Raw genomic sequence first — 19,812 nt, 5'->3', positions numbered from 1 at the left:
TAAGGGTAGGCTAACCGAACTCGTCGCGCCCCGCGGCCCGTTCCGGAGGTCTCGCATGTCCCGCTCCTTCACTCCGACCCGGCCCACCGATCCGCAGGTGGTCACCGTCGAGGTCGTGCGGACGGCGCGGGTGACGCCGAGCATGCAGCGGGTCACCTTCGGTGGTCCGGGAGTGGCGCTCCTGCACCCGCTCGGGCACGACCAGTGGTTCCGGCTCTTCCTCCCGCGCCCGGGCCAGGAGGAGCTGCGACTCCCCACCCGCGCGAGCGCGCTCTGGTACGCGCAGTACCTCGCGATGCCGAGGGCTCGGCGTCCGTTCGTCCGCAACTACACGGTGCGCCGCTACCGCGCGAAGGGCGCCGACGGCGGCCCCGAGCTCGACGTCGACTTCGTGGTGCACGGCGAAGCGGGGGAGGCGGGGCCCGCCGTGACCTTCGCGCTCACCGCGACTCCGGGCGACCGGGTCGGCATCCTCGATCAGGGCCTCGGCTACCGGCGGGCGGAGGGCACCGACTGGTGCCTCCTCGTCGCCGACGAGACGGGTCTCCCCGCGGTCGCCGGCATCCTGGGCTCGCTGCCCGCCGACCGGCGCGCCGAGGTGTTCCTCGAGCTGCCCTGCGACGACGATCGCCAGCCGATCCCCGCCTCCGACGCCGTGACACTGCACTGGCTGCCGCGCACCGACGAGCACGCCCGCCCGGGAGAGCGTGCTCTCGACGTGCTCCGCAACGCCGCCCTGCCGGCCGGACGCCCCTCCGTCTTCGCGGTCGGCGAGTCGGCCCTCGCGACCGGCGCTCGTCGTCACCTCGTCGCCGAGCGCGGCGTCGACAAGCGCGACGTCACCTTCGTCGGCTACTGGCGCCAGGGAGTCGCCTCACCCTGACCTCGGCCGGCCGGTCACGCAGGCGGCGAGTGGCCTCTCGCGGTGGCTGTCAGACGTCGCAGCCCGCGAAGAGCACGTCGTCGGAGGCGACGAGGTCGTCGAGGGTCAGCAGCCGGTCGAGGTCGTGGCCGGCCGCGAGGGCGTTCGTGCGCTCGAGAGCGGTCTGCGGGGCGAGCCGACCCTCCATCACGCCGCCGAGGGCGCGGACGGCGCAGGCGGCGACGACTCCCTCCGGGGTGCCGCCGATGCCGAGCACCAGGTCGACGCGGCCGGCCGGGTCCGCCGCCTCGATCGCGACCGAGACGTCGCCCTCCCCGCGCAGCTCGAGAGCGACGCCCGCCTCGCGCAGCTCCGCGACCAGCCCGGTGTGCCGTGGCTTGTCGAGCACCACGACCACGAGCTCGCCTGGAGGCTTGTCGAGCGCGAGAGCCAGCCGCCTCGCGTTCTCGGCCGGGGCCAGGTCGAGCGACACGACTCCGGCGCCCGCGGCCGAGCAGACCAGCTTGTCCATGTAGAAGACGTCGCGCGGGTCGAGCATCGTGCCGCGCGGCGCGAGCGCGATGACGCAGACCGAGCCCGGGATCCCCTCCGCGGTCAGCCGGGTGCCGTCGAGCGGGTCGACCGCCACGTCGCAGGAGGGGGCGCTCGCCCGGCCGAGTCGCTCGCCGTTCGCGAGCATGGGGGCGTCGTCCTTCTCGCCCTCGCCGATGACGACGACGCCGTCGAACGGCGCCTCGGCGAGCACGTCGCGCATCGCCGCGACCGAGGCCGCATCGGCAGCGAGCTTGTCGCCGCGCCCGTACCAGCCGCGCGCCGCCTCGGCCGCCGCCCGCACGCTCCCGGCGACCGCCTCCCGCAGCTCGGGCGAGTACGAGGGCGACGCGATCAGCCGGACGTCGCTCACGCGCGGGCCGGCTGCGACGTCGCGGTGCGCACCAGCCGCTCGAGCGTGCGCAGCCCGTCGGACGAGAGCACCGACTCGAGGTGCCCCTGCACCGACGCGATCCGCTCTCCGCGGAGCGCGTTGACGACTCCTGTCGCCGCGTCGCCCGAGACCTCGAGGTCGAGCAGCGGCGTGCGCGTCGTGCCCTCGGCCGCAACGGAGGAGAAGGTGTTGTAGAAGCCGATCGCCGCGTCCTCGCCGAACACGTCGACCGCGAGGCGCACACCCTGGCGGGGCGCCGGCAGCGGCTCGACCGGGAGACCGGCGAGCAGCGAGAGCATCTGGTGGCTGAGGCAGACGGCCAGCATCGGGCGCTCGGAGCCGAGTCGCTCGGTCATCAGGGCGCGGAGGCGCGCGATCCGCGGCTCGGAGTCGTCGCGCGGATCGCCGGGGCCGGGGCCGAACACGACGAGGTCGTCCGTGAGCACGTCCTCGACACTCGACCAGCGCTCGACCCTGGCGTCCATGCCGAGGTGGCGCAGCTGGTGCGCGAGCATCGTCGTGAACTGGTCCTCGTTGTCGACGATGAGGGCGGTGTGCCCGGCGAGACCCTCGATGTGCTCGGGGGCCTGCGGCCGCAGCCAGAACGACGCGAGCCGCTCATTGCGCGCCTCGAGCGCCTCCTGGACGCCGGGCTGCGCGTTGAGGTCGATCGCCGGCGGGACGTCGCGGTGGGGCAGGAGCCCGAGCGCCGAGAGGACGCCCGACGCCTTGGCGCGCGTCTCGGCGACCTCGCCCTCGGGCGTCGAATGGCGCACGAGGGTGGCGCCGGCCGGCACGGTCAGCCGGCCGTCCGCGCGCAGGTAGGCGGTGCGGATGAGGATGGGCGCGTCGACCGTGTAGCCGTGCTCCTCCGGCTCGAACAGGGCGAGCACACCGGAGTAGTAGCCGCGCGGCTCCTTCTCGTACTCGGCGATGACGGCGCAGGCGTTCTCCATCGGCGAGCCGGTGACGGTCGGCGCGAACATGGTGAGGCGCAGCACCTCTCGCACGTCGAGGTCGGTGTGCCCCTCGAGCAGGTACTCGGTGTGGCTCAGCCGCGACATCTGCTTGAGGAAGGGTCCGAGGATGCGTCCGCCGTTCGGGCAGACCGCGCTCATCATCTTCATCTCCTCGTCGACGACCATGAAGAGCTCCTCGCTCTCCTTCACATCGGCGAGGAACGCGAGCACTCCCTCGCCGGTCGGGCCGGTCGCGGGGTGGCGGAAGGTGCCGCTGATCGGGTTCATCATCGCCACTCCGTCGCGCACCGAGACGTGCCGCTCGGGGGTGGCGCCCACGGCCGTGACCGTCGGAGCGCCGTCGACGCCCGGCGTGTGGATCGCGAAGGTCCAGTAGGCGCCCGACTCGTCGGTGAGCAGCCGGCGGAACCAGGCCAGCACCGCTTCGACCGCGGGGGCGTCGGTCTGCGCGACGAACGCGCGGTTGATGACGAAGTTGGCGCCCTCTCCGCGGCCGATCTCGTCGTCGATCACGCGCCGGACGATCTCGGCGTACTCCTCGTCGGGCACGTCGAAGCCGCGCTCCTCGACGGGGATCTCGCGCTCGGGGAGCAGCGCCAGCACCTCGGCCAGGGGGACGCTCTCGCGCTCGCGCACGATCAGGTTGCGCAGCGGCGCTCCGTCGTCCTTCGCCGCGAAGCCGCGCTCGCGCACCTGGCGGTAGGGCACGAGGGTGAGCACGTCGTCGCCGTCGAGCGGGATGTCGGCGAGCCCGTCGACGTCGACCACGTCGCCGGTGAAGACATCGACCTCGGAGCGTCCCTGACGGAGGACGACCGCGAACGGCAGTGAGCCGTCGGAGGCGAGGATGCGGGAGAGGAGCGAGGTCATCGTGGTCCTTGGGTCGGGGTGTCCCTCACCCGGGCCCCGACATGCAGAACGACCGCCCGGTCGAGGCGGTCGTGTGCGAGAGGAGTCTGCGCGTCGGCCTGCCTAGGAGGCGGGCCACCAGGAACGGCGGAGGGTCGACGAGCGCATGGGGGGAGTCTAGGGGACCACCGGCGGGGCGGCCAAGGTCGGCGGGACCCGCTCGGTCGACTCGCCGCGCAGGGTCCGGAGGAGGAGGGTCGCGCCGGCCGTCGCGGCGGGGGTCGCGACCACCGCGCCTCCCGGCACCAGGAACGCGAGGTACACCGCGATGCCGAAGCCGAGCGACACGGCGCGGTGCTCGCCGAGTAGACGGCGGCGCTCGCCGAGGGTCATCCCGCGCGCATCCCCGGCGAACCCGGTGAGCTCGAGCGCGAGCGCCCGGCCGCCGACGAGCGCGCCGGCGATCAGGCCGATGATCTGACCGATCACGGGGATGAAGCCGAGCAGCACGAGGACGACGCCGATCGCGAGCGACGTGGCGACGAGGACCCCGGAGTCGCGGATGCTCCGCCCGACCCCGCGCCAGAACCCGGTCTCGTGCTCGTCGGGGACGCCCCCGAGCTCGTTCTCGACACCGCGCCAGATCCGCTCGTAGAAGGGGTCGCCGACGAGGAGGGTGACCGCCGCGAAGAGGACGACGCCGAGTGCGACGACCGCGCCGACCACCGCGATCGCGAGCAGGAGGCGAGCGGTCGAGGCCCCGGCGTCGCTCCAGCCGTCGAGGAAGGGGGTCAGCGCCGTCACCACCCCGTCGACGCGGCTGACGACGAGGACGAGGACCCCTGCGAACACGAGCCCGACGATCAGCGGCGGGATCGCCCCCAGGAGCATCGAGCGAGGCGAGCGCACCCAGGTGCCGAACCCCCGCCCGAACAGCCGTGCGCCGAGGGCCATGTCGCGGAGGATCGCCATCCACTGATCCTCCCAGACCCCGGCTCCCGTCCCGTGACGCGATCGAGACGGAGAGTGGCCGCACGGAGGATGTGCTCGCGTACAGCAGACATGAGCCAGGTGCCACGGGGCGGCTTCGGCACCGATTCCGCTTCCGCATTCTCGAGAAGGAACACATCGATGCCACTCCGGGGGAACGCTCTCCGCTCTCGCACACGTCTCGCGTGCTTCACGCTCCTCGTCGGCCTCGCCGCCGGCGCGCTCGCACTGGTGTCCGCCGCGAGCACGCTGGTCCCCGGACCGTCGCCCACCATCGAGGCCGCCGCGGAGCCGAGGTCGGCTCCGCACTCCGAGCCCTCCGCGACTCCCGCGACTCAGCCGACCGCCGACCCCGCCGTCGAGCCGGCTCCCGTCGCGTCCGGCCTCCCGACCGCGGTTCCGGAGTCCCCCGCACCTGCCGCGGTCGGAGACACCGACCCGTCGTGCCCGGACGGCGAGCGAGCGGTCGACATCGACTTCGACGCGATCACGATCGACTGGACAGCATCGCCCGGCTGCGCGACCGTCGGTCTGCCGGCGGCGTCGTTCCCCGACTGCGCGCACTCGGCCGACATCACCCTCGTGGTGGAGGGTCCGAACGGCGAGTACGCGGGCGGCATCGGCACGACCGTCGCCGTCGAGCGCCAGGGCAGCGAGCCGCAGACGGCGCTGGTCCTCGCACCGAGCGGCATCCGCACCGTCGTCGTCGTCACGAAGCTCTACGGCATGAAGGACGGCTCCTACACCGACCTCGCGACGGAGCGCTGGCGCTCCGAGCCCGGCGTCTCGGCCGTCGACGAGTGGGAGACCTGCTACTACTCGACCGTCGGTGCGCTCGACAGCTCGTGGGCGCCGCCTCGGTTCACCGTGGTCGGCGACGCCGGCACCGTGGGAGTGGGCGTCGGTGCGGTCGTCGTCCCGGACTGCTTCGACAGCCAGCACATCGCCGTGCAGGAGTACCAGGGCTGGTCGCACACCAGGGACATCCTGTCCGGCACGGGCTTCGCGCTCGGATCGGCCGAGCCTCCCACCGATCTCTCCGAGGTCCCGACCGACCCCGGCACCTACAGCTATCTCCTCCAGGTCGACGGGACCGTCGGCGGGATCACCCGCACCCTGTGGACGGTCGGGCCGATCGAGGACGTCGTCGTGACCGCGCGCGCCGCTCCGGCCGCGACCCCCTCCGCCCTGCCCACCGCGGTCGCCCTGCCGACCCCGGCGAAGCCCGGGCACAGCGGACGGACGCTCGCCGACACCGGCGTCGAGACGGCGGGCTCCGCGACAGCGGCTGCGGCCCTGCTCGCCCTGGGGCTGGTCGGCGTGATGACGGCGCGCCGTCGCCGGAGCGCGCAGCAGTAGCGGGATCCCGACGCACGAAGGGCCCGGGAGTCGCTGCTCCCGGGCCCTTCGTGCGTCGTGGCTCAGGCGAGCTCGAACGGAGCGAGCAGGCCGCTCATCGCCTTGGTACGCGGGAGGGCGAACTCGTCGCGGCGCGAGGTCGTGACTCCCATCGCCACGAGGCCCTCGACCAGGCGCACGGCCGAGACGACGCCGTCGACCACGGGCACGCCGAGCTCGCGCGAGAGGTCGCGGCAGAGGTCGGCCATCCCCGCGCAGCCGAGCACGATCGAGTCGGAGCCGTCGGCCGCGAGCGCGTCGCGGCACGCCTCGAGGATCACGCGGCGCGCGTCGGAGCGCGGGTCCTCGAGCTCGAGCACGGGGATGTCGCAGGCGTGCACGTCGCGGCACGCCTCGCCGAAGCCCGCTCGCCGCGCGATGTCCCACGCGCGTCCACTGGTGCGCGACAGGGTGGTGACCACGCTGAAGCCCCGGCCGACCAGGGTCGCCATGTGCATCGCCGCCTCGGCGATGCCGATCACGGGGCCGCCGGCGATCTCGCGCGCGGCGTCGACGCCCGGGTCGCCGAAGCAGGCGATGACCGCTCCGTCGCTCCCCGCCGCCTCCGCCCGCGCGATCTCGTGGAGCACGCCGGGCACGGCGAGGGCCTCGTCGTAGTGGCTCTCGATCGAGGCCGGGCCCATCGGAGGCGTCACCGCGGCGATCTCGGTGCCGACGGAGGCGACCGAGCGCGCGGCACGGCCGATCGTCTCGGTCATCGAGGCGCTGGTGTTCGGGTTGATGACGGTGATGAGCACGGGGTCCTCGATCGGTGGAAGGGGAGGGAGGAGGGGCGGCCGCGTCGGGCCGCCCCTCCGGGGGTCAGACGAGCGAGCCGTCGCTGACGTTCTCGAGGTCGTCCTCGAGGCGTCCGATCCGGGGCGACCGGCGCTCGAGCATCGCCATGGCGACGAAGCCGAGCCCGCAGCCGATGAACCAGCTGTAGTCGCCGAGCCAGGTGAAGGAGGCGCCGCCCGCCTCCTCGATCCAGCGCGGCACGAGCACCGAGAGGACGGAGGGGACGCCGCCGATCGCGGTCGCCCAGACGGCGTTGGGGTTGAACCCCTTCGAGAACCAGTAGCGGCCCTTCTCGCTCATCGAGTAGAGGTCGTCGACCCAGACCCGCTGGCGGCTGATCAGGTAGTAGCCGGCGATGAGCACGCCGAACAGCGGGCCGATCAGGGCGCCGAGGATGCCGAGCGTGTAGTGGATGGCGGTGTCGTTCGAGTACCAGTTCCACGGGGTGAGCAGCACCGAGCCGACGGCGGCGATCATGCCGCCCATCCGCCAGCTGATCTTCTTCGGGTTCACGTTCGAGAAGTCGAACGCCGGTGAGATGAAGTTGGCGACGATGTTGATGCCGATCGTGGCGATGACGAAGGTGAGCCCGCCCAGCAGGACGGCGAACCAGGTGTCGATCCGCTCGACCGTCTCGATCGGGTCGGTGATCAGCTCGCCGAAGACCGGCACCGTCGCGGAGGCGGTGATCACGGTGAGCAGGGAGAAGAAGAGGAAGTTGATCGGCAGACCGAGGAAGTTGCCCTTCTTGACGGCCTTGTAGCTGCGGGCGTAGCGCGAGAAGTCGCCGAAGTTGAGCATCGGGCCCGAGAAGTAGGCGACGACGAGCGCGACGGCCGAGATCATCACGGGGATCGACGCGGCGAAGTCGAGGGGCTCGCCCGAGCCGAGGTTGAGCGAGATGTTCTCCCAGCCGGCCTGCGAGACGAGGTAGACCGCGAGGATCAGCATCACGACGTACACCGCGGGGCCCGCCCAGTCGATGAAGCGGCGGATCGACTCCATGCCGCGCCAGAACAGGGCGGCCTGGGCGACCCAGAGGATCGCGTAGGAGACGTAGCCGAGGGCGGAGAGTCCGAGGAAGGAGGCCTCGGGGGTGTTCCACGAGGCGAGATCGGGGAAGAACTTCAGGAAGACGATGTTCAGCGACTGGGCGGCGAGGTAGGTCTGCACTCCGTACCAGGCGATCGCGATGAGACCGCGGATGATGCCGGGGATGTTCGCCCCGCGGATCCCGAAGATCGCGCGGTTGATCACCGGGTAGGGGACGCCGGTGACCTGGCTCGGCTTCGCGACCAGGTTGCAGAAGATCTGGACGATCACGATGCCGACCACGAGCGCGACGAGCACCTGCCAGCCGGCGAGGCCGAGCGCGAACAGCGAGCCGGCGGTGACGTAGCCGCCGACGCTGTGCACGTCCGACATCCAGAACGCGAAGATGTTGTAGCTCGACCACCGCTGCTTGGCGAGGGGAGCGAGATCGTCGTTGGCGAGGCGGTCGTCGTAGCCCGGCTTGATCAGCGGGGCGCCGGCGGGGAGGTCGTCGTCGATCGACACCGAGGAGTGCGGGTCGGTGCGGGCGGCGGTGGCGCGGTCGGTCATGGTGGATCCACCTCTCGGGCGGTCGTGCGGCAGTCGCACGGACGGGATGTGTCAGGGTGGTCGCGGCGGCGGGCCGACGAGGCCGGTCGTCACCGCGGGGCTCGGGGAGCAGTGGACATCGCGTGAAGTGATCGCTTCACTCGAGGTCAACCTACGGCTCCGCCTCCCGCGGTTCGTTTCGGCTCCGTTACGGGTGCGTGACGATCGCTGAGGGAAGGACGACCCGTGGTGCTCTCCGACAGTTCGACCGGCGGCGGAGGTGCGGCCCTGCCCGCGGATCCGGCGGACGAGCGGGCGATCGCCGCGGCGGTCGGCGACCGCGAGCGTCTCGGAGCGCGCCTGCGCGAGCTGCGTCTCGCGTCGGGGATGTCGCTGCGGGCCCTGGCCGCCGAGCTCGGGATATCGGCCAGCGCGGTCTCGCAGATCGAGCGCGGGGCGATGCAGCCGTCGGTCGGCCGGCTGATCGCGATGGTCGGCGCGCTCGGCGTCCCGCTCTCCTCGGTCTTCGACGAGTCGGTCGCCCGCCCGGCCGTGATCGAGACAGCGGTCGTCCGCGCGGGCGATGTTGCGCCGGTCACCCTCGACGGCGGAGTCCTCTTCCGTCGCCTCGCACCGGGGCCGGTCGATGCGGTCGACTTCTTCGAGTCGACCTACCCGCCCGGGTCGACCTCGACCGCGCACCGGCAGTTCCTCCGGCACGACGGGTTCGAGGTCGGCACCGTGACGAGGGGCGAGCTGACGGTCGAGTTCGAGGACGAGACCGTCGTGCTCGCCGCCGGCGACGCCATCACGTTCCCGTGCGAGCGCCCGCACCGCATGATCAACCGCGGCGAGGCGACCGCCGTCGCCACCTGGCTGATCGTGCACCGCTGAGCCCTGCGCGGTTCGCGCCGACCCTCCGCAGGCGCCATCCCGGTATGGGATCCTGATCGCGCTCCTCCACAGCGGGGGCGAGGGGGGTTCTTGTCCACACCCCGCCCGGAATGAGGCGGGAGACCCGCCTCGATGTCGGTGCCGCCTGATGGGCTGTGCACCTCGAGCGATTGGTGCGGAACGTGGATGGATTCAAGGACGACGGGCGCGGCGACGGATGCCCGCGGTGGTGCGAGCGGGAGCACGACGAGCTCTCGGAGACCCAGGAGCGGCTGCACCGCTCCGCGGCACGGTCGCTGCCGGTGGTGCTCTGGCCGCGGGCCGGCGAGGAGCCGTCGGCGGTGACGGCGCACGTCTCGCTGTGCCGTCCGGGATCGGCGGGTGAGGACCGACTGCGCGTCGAGGCCGACGGGCTGGGCACCGTCGATCTCGACCTCAGCTCGGCCGCGCGCCTCGCGCGAGGGGTCGAGTCGACGCTCGCCCTACTCGGACACGCCTCGTGAGGCCTGGGGCGGGTTCGGCGGCAGCAGCTCCGTCAGCTCGAGGTCGAGCGCCTCGCAGAGGGCGAAAAGGGTGCGCAGCGTGGGGTTCGCGGGCGAGCCCGGCTTCGACTCCCCCTTCTCGAACTTCTGGTAGGTGTAGCCGGCGAGCCCCGCCGCGTGGGCGATGCGCTCCTGGCTCTCTCCCTTCGCGATGCGGGCGCGGTGCAGGTTGGTGCCGAGCTCGCGCGCGTAGGCGGCCCAGTCGCGTTCGGGGGAGGGAGTCGACATCCGGCCAGCTTCCGAGAAGAACCCTCGCGGGTCAGCCATATGCAGATGGGAAATTCGCTGTGGGCATACTCGGATGAACGGATCGCGGCTGAGTCCGGTCAATCGGGGGACAGACGCACAGCGCCTAGGATGGCCGGGTGCCAGTGAACCCCGAACTCGTCGGGCGTGCGTTCGCCCCCACCGAGCCCTACCAGGTGGGCCGCGAGAAGGTGCGCGAGTTCGCCCGCGCCGTCTCCGCCACGTCCCCCCTCCACCACGACGCGGAGGCCGCCCGGAGCGCCGGGTACGCCGATGTGATCGCCCCGCCGACATTCGCGGTCGTGGTGCAGGAGTACACGCTGGCGCAGCTGCTAGCCGAGCCCGACGCGGGCATCGACTTCAGTCGCGTCGTGCACGGAGACCAGCGCTTCAGCTACTCGCGCCCCATCGTCGCCGGCGACGAGCTCACCGCGACCCTCGCCGTCGCCTCCATCAAGAGGCTCGGCGCGCACTCGATGGTGACCACCGAGTCGACGATGGTCGACGCCGACGGCGCGCACGTCGTGACCGCCCTCTCCACCCTCGTCGTCAGGGGAGACGAATGACCGGCCCCCGCCCCGTCCTGTCCGAGCTCACCGTCGGCGACGTGGTCGCCGAGAGCAGCTTCCACTTCGAGCGCGGCACCCTGGTGCGCTACGCCGGAGCCTCGGGCGACTTCAACCCGATCCACTACCGCGACGACGTCGCGGCCGAGGTGGGGCTCCCCGGTGTGCTGGCGCACGGCATGCTCACGATGGGGACGGCCGTCCAGGTCGTCGTCGACTGGGTCGGCGACCCCGGACTCGTCGTCGACTACCAGGTCCGCTTCACCCGACCCGTCGTGGTCGACCCCGCGACGGGCGCCGACATCGAGGTCGTCGCGAAGGTCGGCGCCCTCGCGCCCGACGAGGGCTGGGCGCGCATCGACCTCGCCGTCACCGTCGCGGGTCAGGCCGTCCTCGGCAAGGCCCAGGCGCGGGTCGCCCTCGCGTGATCGGCCCCCGATGACCGCGGTCGACCTCTCCGAGCTGACCACCCTCCGCGTCGGCGGCCCCGCCGAAAGCGTTCTGGAGGCGCGGACCGAGGCCGAGCTCGTCGAGGTGCTCGCGCAGGTCTGGGCCGACGACGAGCCCTGGCTCCTGATCGGCGGAGGCTCCAACCTGCTCATCGGCGACGACGGGTTCGAGGGAGCGGTCGTCCTCGTGCGCACCACGGGGATCGAGCGCCTCGAGTCGTCCCGGCCGGGCGCCGTCCACCTCCGCGTACAGGCGGGGGAGTCGTGGGACGGCCTCGTCGCGACGACGGTCGAGCGCGGCTGGGCGGGTCTCGAGGCCCTGAGCGGCATCCCCGGCACCGTCGGCGCCTCACCCGTCCAGAACATCGGCGCCTACGGTCAGGAGCTGTCCGACACGCTCGTCGCCGTGACCTTCCTCGACGAGGGCGCCCGCGAGCCGATCCGTCTCACGGCCGAGGAGCTCGGGCTCGGCTACCGGACCTCCGTCATCAAGCAGGGTCGTCGCGGCGCAGTCCTCGCGGTCGAGCTGCTCCTCGAGGAGGCGGAGGACGGCACCGGCGGCTCGCCGGTCGCCTACGCCCAGCTCGCCTCGGCGCTCGGAGTCGCTCTCGGCGACCGCGTGCCGCTCGCCGCCGTGCGCGAGACCGTGCTGCGGCTGCGGGCCTCGAAGGGCATGGTGCTCGATGCGGCCGACCCCGACACGGCCAGCGCCGGCTCCTTCTTCACCAACCCGCTCGTCACGACGGCGTTCGCGGGCGGACTCCCGCCGGCCGCACCGCGCTGGACGGTCGAGCCGGTGCACGAGGCCGAGGTCGTCACTCCGCTGTCGGCCGTCGAGGCGGGAGAGCCGATCGGCGTCCCCGCGCCCTCTGCGCCCGGCGAGCTCGTCAAGCTCAGCGCCGCGTGGCTGATCGAGCACGCCGGCGTCTCGCGGGGCTTCGCCCTGCCCGGTTCGCGCGCCGCCGTGTCGAGCAAGCACACGCTCGCCCTCACCAACCGCGGAGGCGCTCGCGCCGAGGAGGTCGCCGAGCTCGCCCGCTACGTGCAGGGCCGCGTCCTCGCCGAGTTCGGCGTGCTCCTGCACCCCGAGCCCGTCGTCGTCGGCACCACGGTCTGACCCGACTCGCGGAGCAGGTCAGGAGTCGCGGCGGATCCAGCGGAACGTCAGGCGGCAGGCGACGAGGCCCACCACGAGCCAGACGGCCAGCACGAGCGCGACGCCGCCGAGATCCCACGAGCCGCCGACCTCGAGCCCCTCGAAGTCGGAGGGGAGGAACACTGCGCGCATGCCCTGCGCGATCCACTTCAGCGGGAAGACGCTCGCGACGTTCTGCAGCCAGTCCGGCAGCGTCGTGAACGACAGGTACGAGCCCGAGATGAACTGCAGCACCAGCAGCGGCGGCACGATCACGGCCGTGGCGCTCTTGCCCGAGCGGGGGAGCGCGGAGACGGCGATGCCGAGGATGGCCGAGGTCGCCACTCCGCCGAGGTACACCCACGCGAAGGTCGCCCAGCGCCCGCTGTCGCTCGGCAGCTCGACCGAGAAGACGGTGGCCGCGACGACCAGGAGGAGCGCCGTCTGCGCGAGGCTCGTCACGAGCACCTGCCCGAACTTGCCCAGGAAGTAGCTCAGCACGGGCAGCGGCGCCCCCGCGAGGCGCTTGAGGGTGCCGTCGCTGCGCTCGACCGCGATGTCGACTCCGAGGTTCTGCACACCCGAGAGCAGGATGCCCGCCGCGGCGAGCCCCGGCACGTAGTACTCGGCCATCGTGATGCCCGGGTCCTGCGGGTTCGCCTGCATGATCGCGTTCTCGCCGAAAGCGACCGAGAAGATCGTCAGCAGCAGCACGGGGAAGAGGAAGGTGAAGAAGACCTGGTCGGGGGCGCGGAAGTAGGAGCGGACCTCGTAGCGCGCCCTCGCGGCGCCGAGGCGCAGCGTCCGTCCCGGACCGTAGCGGACCGATCGGGGGCGGATCGGGCGGTCGATCACGGCGCTCATGCGGGCTCTCCGATGCGGTCGAGGGTGTCTCCGGAGCGGTCGTCGCGGATGAGGTCGAGGTAGATGTCCTCGAGACTCGGCCGGACCACCTCGAGAGCGGCGGGCTCGCCGAGGCGGTCGTTGAGCTCGGCGACGACGCGCGCCGGCTCGGCGGAGCGGACGCGGTTCAGCACCCCGCCCTCCTCCCACTGCACGATCGGCACACGGGCCTCGTCGCCGCCGATCTCGCTGACCGGGCCGATCGCGAGCAGGCGGCCGCCGGCGATGACCGCCGCGCGATCGCCGAGGCGCGCGGCCTCGTCGAGGTAGTGGGTGGTCAGCAGGATCGTCGTGCCCTCGCTCTTGAGGAGCGCGACCAGGTCCCAGAAGGAGTGCCGCGCCTCCGGGTCGAAGCCGGTCGTCGGCTCGTCGAGGAAGACGAGCTCGGGGCGGCCGATGATGCCGAGGGCGACGTCGACCCGGCGGCGCTGGCCGCCCGAGAGCTTGCCGATGCGCGAGCGCGCCTTCGCGGTGAGCCCGACGGCCTCGATCGTCTCGTCGACGTCGCGAGGGTGCGGGTAGAGGCCGGCGAAGTGCGCGATCTGCTCGCGCACGGTCGCGTTGCCGGACTCGCCGCTGGACTGCAGGACGATGCCGAGGCGCGACTTCCAGGCGAGGTCGCCGTGCCGCGGGTCGACGCCGAGCACCGACACCTCGCCTCCGGAGCGGTCGCGATAGCCCTCGAGGATCTCGATGGTGGTCGACTTGCCCGCGCCGTTCGGCCCGAGGAGGGCGAAGGTCTCGCCGCGGTGGATGTCGAACGTGATGCCGACGACGGCCGGGGCGCCGCCGTAGTCCTTCCGCAGATCGCGGACTCGGACGGCGGGGTCATCGGTCATCGCACCAGCGTGCCCTGTCCTGGCCGCAGAAGACAGTACTGGCGCTCTCCGTTCTCGCCCACTGCGGAATGTCGCGATCGCGTCGGGACGACTCTCCTGCTGACCCCCGCCTGCAGACGCCGGTCGATCCACTCGGAAGAGACCCCCGCAAGCTGGCTGGCGGCCTCCTCCCTCGTTGGTCGAGTAGCCCGGCAGGGCGTATCGAGACCCACCAGTGTCAGCAGTGCGGCCCTGAGCGTGGGACTTCCGACGGTGGTGGATCTCGATACGCCCGCTGCGCGGGCTACTCGATCAGCAGGGGGAGGGCGCCCCCGGCGACGCGCTCGCCTGGCAGGGGAGAGCGCAAGGCCGAGCGCAACCGGCGAATCGCGTGTCAGCGATTCGTCGTGCGCGGACGCAGGACGCTCTGCGGAACGCGACCCCGCTACCGAGCCGACCGCGGCCGATCGACGACGAAGGAGGAGAGAGGCTCAGAAGCATCGCCGTGCGCGGACGCAGGACGCTCTGCGGAACGCGACCGCGCTACCGAGCCGACCGCGGCCGATCGACGACGAAGGAGGAGAGAGGCCTAACGGAACAGCTCCTGCAGGCGCTTCACGCCTTCGAGGAGCGCGTCGTCGCCCAGGGCGTAGGAGAGCCGCAGGTAGCCGCTGGGACCGAAGGCCTCGCCGGGCACCGTGGCCACCTCGGCCTGCTCGAGGATGAGGTCGGCGAGCTCGAGCGAGGTCGTCGGGGTGGTGCCGCGCCAGTCGCGGTTCAGCAGGCCCCGGACGTCGGGGTAGACGTAGAAGGCGCCGCCGGGGGTCGGGCACTCGACTCCGTCGATGGCGTTCAGCTCGGCGACGATCGTGCGGCGGCGGCGGTCGAAGGCGCGGCGCATCTCCTCCGCGGGCTCCTGCGGCCCGGTGAGGGCGGCGATCGCGGCGCGCTGCGAGATGTTCGAGACGTTGCTCGAGAGGTGCGACTGCAGGTTGGCGGCGCCCTTGATCGCGTCGGCGGGGCCGACCATCCATCCCACGCGCCAGCCGGTCATGGCGTAGGTCTTCGCGACTCCGTTGACGAGGATGGTGCGGTCGCGCAGCGCGGGCACGGCCTCGACGATCGAGGTGGCGCTCTCGAGGGGAGCCGCGTCGTCCTGGCCCTCGGTCGCGTAGACGAGGTTCTGGTAGATCTCGTCGGCGATGACCCAGAGCCCGTGCTCCTCGGCCCACTCGCCGATCGCGGCGGTCTGCTCCGCCGAGTAGACGGCGCCGGTGGGGTTCGACGGCGAGACGAAGAGGAGGACCTTGGTGCGCTCGGTGCGCGCCGCCTCCAGCTGCTCGACCGTCACGAGGTAGCCCTGGTCGGCGCCGGCGAAGACATCGACCTGCACGCCTCCGGCGAGCTTGATGGCCTCGGGGTAGGTGGTCCAGTACGGAGTGGGGACGAGCACCTCGTCGCCCTCGTCGAGGAGTGTCTGGAACGCCTGGTAGACGGCCTGCTTGCCGCCGTTGGTCACCACGACCTGCGAGGGCTCGACCGCCCAGCCGGAGTCGCGCGCCGTCTTGTCCGCGATGGCACGGCGGAGGTCGGGGAGGCCGGCGGCGGGCGTGTAGCGGTAGTTCTTCGGGTCGAGCACCGCCGCCGACGCCGCCTCGACGATGTGCTGCGGCGTCTGGAAGTCGGGCTCGCCCGCGGCGTACGAGATGACGGGGCGCCCCTCGGCCTGGAGCGCCTTCGCCTTCGCGTCGACCTTCAGGGTCGCGGACTCGGCGATGGCGGCGATGCGGGCGGAGATGCGAGTGGGGGAGGGCACGATCGCCAGCGTATCCTCTGCGCGCGAGAGGCTCCATCCGACGCCCGCCGCTCAGCTGGACACGCCCCACAGGGCCACGTACACTCGTCCGAGGTAGTCGAACTCTGCCCCGATTCGCAGCGCCCGAGAGGGTCCGCCGCCGGGTGCAGCAGGGTCCGATTCCTCCTCGGATGCCCGCAACGGCATCCATAGGGCGGTGGCTCAATTGGTAGAGCAGCGGTCTCCAAAACCGCAGGTTGCAGGTTCGAGCCCTGTCCGCCCTGCACATCGATGCCCGTCGCACGCGGTCCCCGCGATGCAGCGGACATCGGTCCAGGGCCGCCCCATGGGCGGCCGGCCACACCGGAGGTTCCGGTGCGGGAAAGGTGCGTGCAGGTGGCCGGGAAAGCAGTCGACGAGCCGAGCGAGGACGTCGTCGCGATCGCGAATCAGCAGCGAGCCGCGCGGCGCAATCCGTTCGCGAGAATCGCCCTCTTCATCCGGCAGGTCATCGCCGAGCTGAAGAAGGTCGTCACGCCGACCCGCAAGGAGCTGGGCAACTACGTCGTGGTGGTGCTGATCTTCGTCGTCATCATGATGGCGCTGGTCTCGTTCCTCGACTGGGTGTTCGCGCTGGCCGTGACCTACGTGTTCGGCACACCCGCCACCTGAGCCCGGAGGCGTCCGCGATCGCGAGAGCGGCGGACGCCGGCGACAGCGGTGCGCGACCCGACGGGTGCGCACCGGATCGAACGAGAGAGAGTTACGAGTGTCTGACAGAAACCGCGACGACGTCGACTGGGCGACGGCTGCCGAGCAGTCGTCGGAGGTCGACGAGGCGCAGGAGGGCGGGACCCTCGCCCAGGCTGAGGACGCCATCGAGCCTGCCGAGGAGGGCGCCCTGAGCGTCATCGACGAGAACGAGTCCGAGGACGACCTCGCCTCCGACCTGGAGGCGGCGCTCGACGCGATCGGCTCGGTCGACGACCCCGAGGCCGACGAGGCCGTCGACGAGGCCGCGCACATCGACACCGTCGAGGAGGCCGAAGCGGCCCTCGAGGCCGTCGAGGACGAGGCCGAGGTCGCTGCGGAGGACGCTGAGGACTCGGGCGAGGACGTCGCCGACATCGACCCCTACGAGGCGTTCCGCACCGAGCTCCGCGGCAAGATGGGCAAGTGGTACGTCATCCACTCCTACGCGGGCTTCGAGAAGCGCGTGAAGTCGAACATCGAGAACCGCAAGGTCTCGCTCGAGGCCGAGGACTACATCTTCGAGGTCCAGGTGCCGATGGAGGACGTGGTCGAGATCAAGAACGGCCAGCGCAAGATGGTCACCCGCGTGCGCATCCCGGGCTACGTGCTGGTGCGCATGGACCTCAACGAGGACTCGTGGTCGGTCGTCCGCCACACCCCCGGCGTGACCGGCTTCGTGGGCAACGCCCACAACCCGACTCCGCTGCGCTTCGAGGAGGCCTTCACGATGCTGAAGAGCCTCGTCGAGATCAAGGAGGTCGCGCCGTCCAAGGCGTCCGGCGTCAAGGGCCAGAAGCAGACGCAGCGCGTGCTGCCCGCCGAGGTCGACTTCGAGATCGGCGAGACCATCACGATCAAGGAGGGCTCGTTCGCGGGTCTGCCCGGATCGATCAGCGAGATCAAGCCCGAGAGCGGCAAGCTCACGGTGCTGGTGTCGCTCTTCGAGCGCGAGACCCCCGTCGAGCTGTCGTTCGACCAGGTCACCAAGCTCTGACGCTCGCCGTCGCGCTCGAACGCCCCCTCCGCAGTGCCGGAGGGGGCGTTCTGCGTTCCGGCTCCTCCTCAGCCCTGTCGGGGGAGGGCTGCGACGTGTAGGCTCGTGTGGGTTTTCGTGTCGGCGCCCCGTTCGTGCGCGCCGTCCGACCCTCCTCCACCGCGATCCGACTCCGTCGGGTGCGCGGGAGAGCGGCCGGGAACCCCCACCGCTCGAACCCTGAGAAAAGGAATCCTGAATGGCCCCCAAGAAGAAGGTCACCGGCCTGATCAAGCTCCAGATCAAGGCCGGCGCGGCGAACCCCGCGCCCCCGATCGGTCCGGCGCTCGGTCAGCACGGCGTCAACATCATGGAGTTCTGCAAGGCGTACAACGCGCAGACCGAGTCGCAGCGCGGCAACGTCATCCCCGTCGAGATCACCGTCTACGAGGACCGTTCGTTCACGTTCATCCTCAAGACCCCGCCCGCCGCGGAGCTCATCAAGAAGGCTGCCGGCGTCGCTAAGGGCTCGTCGACCCCGCACACCGTGAAGGTCGCCAAGCTCACCCGCGCGCAGGTCCGCGAGATCGCCGAGGCGAAGCAGGCCGACCTGAACGCCAACGACATCGAGGCCGCGGCGAAGATCATCGCGGGCACGGCTCGCAGCATGGGCATCACTGTCGAATAGCGCGAAGCGCTATTCACAGGCGGCAGCCCCGCGCTCACGAGCGCGGACTCACCGCGGAAGCCTCGTGAACGCAACGGCGACCCCTCAATGGGGTCGCATCACGCGCCTCGAGAACCCTCCCCGCGGGCTCTCTGCCTCCCGTGAGCAGCACTCCCGGCCGTGATCACGGCACACACAGAACTCCAACATCCCGTGGGAGAGCCCGCCAGGCTCTAGAACCACATTCTCGTTTCAAGGAGAAACAACATGGCACAGAAGTCGAAGGCCTACCGGGCCGCCGCGGCCAAGCTCGAAGAGGGCAAGTTCTACACGGCCGATGAGGCCGTCGCGCTCGCTCGCGAGACCGGTTCCGCCAAGTTCAACAGCACCGTCGAGGTCGCCCTCAAGCTCGGTGTCGACCCGCGCAAGGCCGACCAGATGGTCCGCGGCACGGTCATCCTCCCGCACGGCACGGGCAAGACCGCCCGCGTCATCGTGTTCGCGACCGGCCCCGCGGCCGAGGCCGCGATCGCTGCGGGCGCCGACGAGGTCGGCGGCGCCGAGCTCATCGAGAAGGTCGCCGGCGGATACGTCGCGTTCGACTCCGCCGTCTCGACGCCGGAGCTCATGGGCCAGGTCGGTCGTCTCGGCAAGGTGCTCGGCCCCCGCGGCCTCATGCCCAACCCGAAGACCGGCACCGTGACCCCGGACGTGGCCAAGGCCGTGAACGAGATCAAGGGCGGAAAGATCGAGTTCCGCGTCGACAAGCACGCCAACGTGCACCTCGTCGTCGGCAAGGCCGCGTTCACCGAGGAGCAGCTCCAGGAGAACTTCAAGACGGCTCTCGACGAGATCAACCGCCTCAAGCCCTCCTCCTCGAAGGGTCGCTACATCCAGAAGGCCGCCGTCTCGACGACCTTCGGCCCCGGCATCCCGCTGGACGTGAACGTCCTCTCCTGAGCCTCGGCTCGGCAGTGACAGGGAGGGGGTCCGCTTCGGCGGGCCCCCTCCTTCGTCGTCTCCGGGGGTGCTCCCCGCGGCGGGCATACTGGTCGGCGTGTCCGATCCCTCCCCCTCGTCCGTGACGATCCGCCGCGCCGTCGCCTCCGATGCCACCGCACTGTCGTCCGTCGCGGCGATCACCTTCCCGCTCGCCTGCCCGCCGCACACGACGGAGGAGGCGAAGGCCGACTTCATCCGCACGGTGCTGTCGGTCGAGCGGTTCCGCGAGTACCTGGCCGATGAGGCCCGGGTGCTGTTCGTCGCCGAGGACGAGACCGGGGCGCTCGGGTACACCATGCTCCTCCGCGGCGAGCCGGCCGACGCGGACGCCGCCTCCGCGCTCACCCACCGGCCGAGCGTCGAGCTGAGCAAGTGCTACGCCCTGCCCGCCCGGCACGGCTCGGGCGTCGCCGCCCGGCTGATGACCGCCAGTATCGAGAACGCACGGCAGAGCGGTGCTCGCGGGGTCTGGCTCGGCGTGAACCAGGAGAACGAGCGGGCCCGCCGCTTCTACGCGAAGCACGGCTTCGAGGTCGTGGGGACGAAGCGGTTCCTCGTGGGTGGGCGCTACGAGGAGGATTTCGTGCTGGAGCGCGGCCTCTGAGCGATGGTGGGTCTCGATACGCCCCACCAGCAGGCAGCAGGCAGCAGGCAGCAGGCAGCAG

Annotated in this window: 21 protein-coding genes and 1 tRNA gene; 13 read left to right on the top strand and 9 right to left on the bottom strand. The window is 71.6% G+C overall.

Annotation, left to right across the window (positions count from 1 at the left end; genetic code table 11):
- The first annotated feature begins 55 nt into the window (after positions 1-55).
- A complete protein-coding gene (locus GRS92_RS06295; RefSeq protein ID WP_159854376.1) occupies positions 56-883 on the top strand; it encodes a siderophore-interacting protein in 828 nt (275 codons plus the stop codon).
- A gap of 49 nt (positions 884-932) precedes the next feature.
- Here the strand turns inward: GRS92_RS06295 and GRS92_RS06290 are convergent, their stop codons facing one another.
- The 3 genes from GRS92_RS06290 to GRS92_RS06280 all read right to left on the bottom strand — a co-directional run bounded on the left by GRS92_RS06290 (position 933) and on the right by GRS92_RS06280 (position 4,609).
- Positions 933-1,787 (bottom strand): fructose-bisphosphatase class II family protein, encoded by an 855-nt coding sequence (locus GRS92_RS06290; protein WP_159854374.1) that lies wholly within the window; start codon positions 1,785-1,787, stop codon positions 933-935.
- Positions 1,784-3,658 carry an anthranilate synthase family protein gene (locus GRS92_RS06285; RefSeq protein WP_159854372.1) on the bottom strand — a complete coding sequence of 625 codons (1,875 nt, stop codon included), beginning with the start codon at positions 3,656-3,658 and terminating at the stop codon, positions 1,784-1,786. Before GRS92_RS06285 ends, GRS92_RS06290 begins: the two co-directional genes overlap by 4 nt.
- 156 nt (positions 3,659-3,814) lie before the next feature.
- Positions 3,815-4,609 (bottom strand): EI24 domain-containing protein, encoded by a 795-nt coding sequence (locus GRS92_RS06280; protein WP_159854370.1) that lies wholly within the window; start codon positions 4,607-4,609, stop codon positions 3,815-3,817.
- A 159-nt stretch (positions 4,610-4,768) separates the two neighbouring features.
- Here GRS92_RS06280 and GRS92_RS06275 point away from each other — a divergent pair, with 159 nt between their 5' ends.
- Entirely contained in the window at positions 4,769-5,986 is a 1,218-nt protein-coding gene (locus GRS92_RS06275) for an LPXTG cell wall anchor domain-containing protein (protein ID WP_159854368.1), read from the top strand.
- A gap of 62 nt (positions 5,987-6,048) precedes the next feature.
- On the opposite strand, the gene GRS92_RS06270 is transcribed toward GRS92_RS06275, so the two are convergent.
- Together GRS92_RS06270 and GRS92_RS06265 are read right to left on the bottom strand one after the other, a co-directional pair.
- Entirely contained in the window at positions 6,049-6,783 is a 735-nt protein-coding gene (locus GRS92_RS06270) for an aspartate/glutamate racemase family protein (protein ID WP_159854366.1), read from the bottom strand.
- A gap of 64 nt (positions 6,784-6,847) precedes the next feature.
- Positions 6,848-8,425 carry an NCS1 family nucleobase:cation symporter-1 gene (locus GRS92_RS06265; RefSeq protein ID WP_159854364.1) on the bottom strand — a complete coding sequence of 526 codons (1,578 nt, stop codon included), beginning with the start codon at positions 8,423-8,425 and terminating at the stop codon, positions 6,848-6,850.
- Positions 8,426-8,653: 228 nt separating this feature from the next.
- Here GRS92_RS06265 and GRS92_RS06260 point away from each other — a divergent pair, with 228 nt between their 5' ends.
- Both GRS92_RS06260 and GRS92_RS06255 read left to right on the top strand, forming a co-directional pair.
- Positions 8,654-9,298: a helix-turn-helix domain-containing protein gene (locus GRS92_RS06260; RefSeq protein WP_204162053.1), complete on the top strand. Its 645-nt coding sequence runs from the start codon at positions 8,654-8,656 to the stop codon at positions 9,296-9,298.
- 182 nt (positions 9,299-9,480) lie between these two features.
- Positions 9,481-9,801 carry a DUF6907 domain-containing protein gene (locus GRS92_RS06255; protein WP_159854362.1) on the top strand — a complete coding sequence of 107 codons (321 nt, stop codon included), beginning with the start codon at positions 9,481-9,483 and terminating at the stop codon, positions 9,799-9,801.
- Here the strand turns inward: GRS92_RS06255 and GRS92_RS06250 are convergent.
- Positions 9,781-10,068 (bottom strand): helix-turn-helix domain-containing protein, encoded by a 288-nt coding sequence (locus GRS92_RS06250; protein ID WP_159854360.1) that lies wholly within the window; start codon positions 10,066-10,068, stop codon positions 9,781-9,783. The genes GRS92_RS06255 and GRS92_RS06250 overlap by 21 nt on opposite strands.
- Positions 10,069-10,205: 137 nt before the next feature.
- Between GRS92_RS06250 and GRS92_RS06245 the strand changes: the two genes are divergently transcribed.
- Genes GRS92_RS06245 through GRS92_RS06235 form a run of 3 tightly spaced genes read left to right on the top strand, consistent with a single transcriptional unit; the run spans position 10,206 to position 12,218 of the window.
- Positions 10,206-10,652: a MaoC family dehydratase N-terminal domain-containing protein gene (locus GRS92_RS06245; RefSeq protein WP_159854358.1), complete on the top strand. Its 447-nt coding sequence runs from the start codon at positions 10,206-10,208 to the stop codon at positions 10,650-10,652.
- Positions 10,649-11,080, top strand: coding sequence for a MaoC/PaaZ C-terminal domain-containing protein (locus GRS92_RS06240; protein ID WP_159854356.1), 432 nt, complete (start codon positions 10,649-10,651; stop codon positions 11,078-11,080). The genes GRS92_RS06245 and GRS92_RS06240 overlap by 4 nt, the downstream gene beginning before the upstream one ends.
- A 10-nt stretch (positions 11,081-11,090) precedes the next feature.
- Positions 11,091-12,218, top strand: a complete 1,128-nt coding sequence (locus tag GRS92_RS06235; protein WP_159854354.1) for a UDP-N-acetylmuramate dehydrogenase — start codon at positions 11,091-11,093, stop codon at positions 12,216-12,218.
- Between the two features lie 18 nt (positions 12,219-12,236).
- Here GRS92_RS06235 and GRS92_RS06230 read toward each other — a convergent pair whose 3' ends face one another.
- The 3 genes from GRS92_RS06230 to GRS92_RS06220 form a co-directional block, all read right to left on the bottom strand.
- Positions 12,237-13,100 (bottom strand): ABC transporter permease, encoded by an 864-nt coding sequence (locus GRS92_RS06230; RefSeq protein ID WP_159854352.1) that lies wholly within the window; start codon positions 13,098-13,100, stop codon positions 12,237-12,239.
- Positions 13,097-13,978, bottom strand: coding sequence for an ABC transporter ATP-binding protein (locus GRS92_RS06225; RefSeq protein WP_159854350.1), 882 nt, complete (start codon positions 13,976-13,978; stop codon positions 13,097-13,099). The genes GRS92_RS06230 and GRS92_RS06225 overlap by 4 nt, the downstream gene beginning before the upstream one ends.
- A gap of 568 nt (positions 13,979-14,546) precedes the next feature.
- A complete protein-coding gene (locus tag GRS92_RS06220; RefSeq protein WP_159854348.1) occupies positions 14,547-15,773 on the bottom strand; it encodes a pyridoxal phosphate-dependent aminotransferase in 1,227 nt (408 codons plus the stop codon).
- 190 nt (positions 15,774-15,963) lie between these two features.
- Here GRS92_RS06220 and GRS92_RS06215 point away from each other — a divergent pair.
- From GRS92_RS06215 to GRS92_RS06190, 6 genes are all read left to right on the top strand, one after another.
- A tRNA-Trp gene (locus tag GRS92_RS06215) sits at positions 15,964-16,036 on the top strand.
- A gap of 112 nt (positions 16,037-16,148) precedes the next feature.
- Positions 16,149-16,424: a preprotein translocase subunit SecE gene (gene secE, locus GRS92_RS06210; RefSeq protein WP_056041554.1), complete on the top strand. Its 276-nt coding sequence runs from the start codon at positions 16,149-16,151 to the stop codon at positions 16,422-16,424.
- Between the two features lie 97 nt (positions 16,425-16,521).
- Positions 16,522-17,499, top strand: coding sequence for a transcription termination/antitermination protein NusG (nusG, locus tag GRS92_RS06205; RefSeq protein ID WP_159854346.1), 978 nt, complete (start codon positions 16,522-16,524; stop codon positions 17,497-17,499).
- Between the two features lie 238 nt (positions 17,500-17,737).
- Entirely contained in the window at positions 17,738-18,166 is a 429-nt protein-coding gene (gene rplK / locus GRS92_RS06200) for a 50S ribosomal protein L11 (RefSeq protein ID WP_159854344.1), read from the top strand.
- 246 nt (positions 18,167-18,412) lie between these two features.
- Positions 18,413-19,105 (top strand): 50S ribosomal protein L1, encoded by a 693-nt coding sequence (rplA, locus tag GRS92_RS06195; protein WP_159854342.1) that lies wholly within the window; start codon positions 18,413-18,415, stop codon positions 19,103-19,105.
- 97 nt (positions 19,106-19,202) lie between these two features.
- Positions 19,203-19,751, top strand: coding sequence for a GNAT family N-acetyltransferase (locus GRS92_RS06190; RefSeq protein WP_159854340.1), 549 nt, complete (start codon positions 19,203-19,205; stop codon positions 19,749-19,751).
- Positions 19,752-19,812: the final 61 nt, after the last annotated feature.

The sequence above is a fragment of the Rathayibacter sp. VKM Ac-2754 genome, assembly GCF_009807095.1.
Taxonomy (GTDB): domain Bacteria; phylum Actinomycetota; class Actinomycetes; order Actinomycetales; family Microbacteriaceae; genus Rathayibacter.
This window is presented reverse-complemented; position numbering and strand designations above follow the sequence as displayed.